The following is a 2231-nucleotide window of genomic DNA, read 5'->3' as shown; positions in this document are numbered from 1 at the left end:
ACTTGCTATTGGATAAGCCCTCGACCGATTAGTACTGGTCAGCTCCATGCATTGCTGCACTTCCACCCCCAGCCTATCTACCTCGTCGTCTTCAAGGGGTCTTACATACTGGGAAATCTCATCTTGAGGGGGGCTTCACGCTTAGATGCTTTCAGCGTTTATCCCGTCCGTACATAGCTACCCAGCGGTGCTCCTGGCGGAACAACTGGTACACCAGCGGTACGTCCATCCCGGTCCTCTCGTACTAAGGACAGCTCCTCTCAAATTTCCTACGCCCACGACAGATAGGGACCGAACTGTCTCACGACGTTCTGAACCCAGCTCGCGTACCGCTTTAATGGGCGAACAGCCCAACCCTTGGGACCTACTTCAGCCCCAGGATGCGATGAGCCGACATCGAGGTGCCAAACCTCCCCGTCGATGTGGACTCTTGGGGGAGATAAGCCTGTTATCCCCAGGGTAGCTTTTATCCGTTGAGCGATGGCCCTTCCATGCGGTACCACCGGATCACTAAGCCCGACTTTCGTCCCTGCTCGACTTGTAGGTCTCGCAGTCAAGCTCCCTTATGCCTTTGCACTCTTCGAATGATTTCCAACCATTCTGAGGGAACCTTTGGGCGCCTCCGTTACTCTTTAGGAGGCGACCGCCCCAGTCAAACTGCCCACCTGACACTGTCCCCGCACCGGATTACGGTACCAGGTTAGAACCTAGATACGATCAGGGTGGTATCCCAACGTTGCCTCCACGCAAGCTGGCGCTCACGTTTCAAAGGCTCCCACCTATCCTGTACAGATCGTACCCAAATTCAATATCAAGCTGCAGTAAAGCTCCATGGGGTCTTTCCGTCTTGTCGCGGGTAACCTGCATCTTCACAGGTATTAAAATTTCACCGGATCTCTCGTTGAGACAGCGCCCAAGTCGTTACGCCATTCGTGCGGGTCAGAATTTACCTGACAAGGAATTTCGCTACCTTAGGACCGTTATAGTTACGGCCGCCGTTTACTGGGGCTTCGGTTCACAGCTTCGGATTGCTCCTAACCACTCCCCTTAACCTTCCAGCACCGGGCAGGCGTCAGCCCGTATACTTCGCCTTACGGCTTCGCACAGACCTGTGTTTTTGCTAAACAGTCGCTTGGGCCTTTTCACTGCGGCCCCCTCGTGCTATTCACACTACCGGGGCACCCCTTCTCCCGAAGTTACGGGGTCATTTTGCCGAGTTCCTTAACGAGAGTTCTTCCGCGCGCCTTAGAATACTCTTCTCGCCTACCTGTGTCGGTTTGCGGTACGGGCACCATCACCTGGCTAGAGGCTTTTCTTGGCAGTGTGAGATCATGACCTTCGCTACTATAATTTTCGCTCCCCATCACAGCTCAGCCTTACAATGTGCGGATTTGCCTACACATCAGCCTTACTGCTTAGACGGACATCCATCAGTCCGCGTCACTACCCTACTGCGTCCCCCCATTGCTCATAACGGCTTACGGTGGTACAGGAATTTCGACCTGTTGTCCTTCGACTACGCCTTTCGGCCTCGCCTTAGGTCCCGACTTACCCTGAGCGGACGAGCCTTCCTCAGGAACCCTTAGGCTTTCGGCGGATCAGATTCTCACTGATCTTTTCGTTACTCATACCGGCATTCTCACTTGTATAATGTCCAGCGCTCCTTACGGTACACCTTCAACCCTTATACAACGCTCCCCTACCCCTGATGCAAAGCATCAAGCCATAGCTTCGGTGGTGTGTTTAGCCCCGTTACATTTTCGGCGCAGAGTCACTCGACCAGTGAGCTATTACGCACTCTTTCAATGATGGCTGCTTCTAAGCCAACATCCTGGTTGTCTGTGCAACTCCACATCCTTTCCCACTTAACACACACTTGGGGACCTTAGCTGATGGTCTGGGCTGTTTCCCTTTTGACAATGGATCTTAGCACTCACTGTCTGACTCCCGGAAGTAAGTCTATGGCATTCGGAGTTTGACTGAGCTTGGTAACCCTTGCGGGCCCCGCACCCAATCAGTGCTCTACCTCCACGACTCTGTTTTCCGAGGCTAGCCCTAAAGCTATTTCGGGGAGAACCAGCTATCTCCGAGTTCGATTGGAATTTCTCCGCTACCCCCACCTCATCCCCGCATTTTTCAACATGCGTGGGTTCGGGCCTCCAGTGCGTGTTACCGCACCTTCACCCTGGACAGGGGTAGATCACCCGGTTTCGGGTCTACGTCCACGTACT

1 rRNA gene is annotated in these 2231 nt (G+C 53.7%); it reads right to left on the bottom strand.

Annotated elements, in window-relative coordinates:
* Nucleotides 1-8: 8 nt before the first annotated feature.
* A 23S ribosomal RNA gene (locus tag CXK86_RS31665) occupies nt 9-2231 on the bottom strand; the annotation flags it as partial.

The sequence above is a fragment of the Paenibacillus sp. BGI2013 genome (assembly GCF_002843485.1).
Taxonomy (GTDB): Bacteria; Bacillota; Bacilli; order Paenibacillales; family Paenibacillaceae; genus Paenibacillus; species Paenibacillus amylolyticus.
The sequence above is the reverse complement of the archived record's forward strand: the minus strand, read 5'-3'. Positions and strand labels throughout refer to the sequence as shown.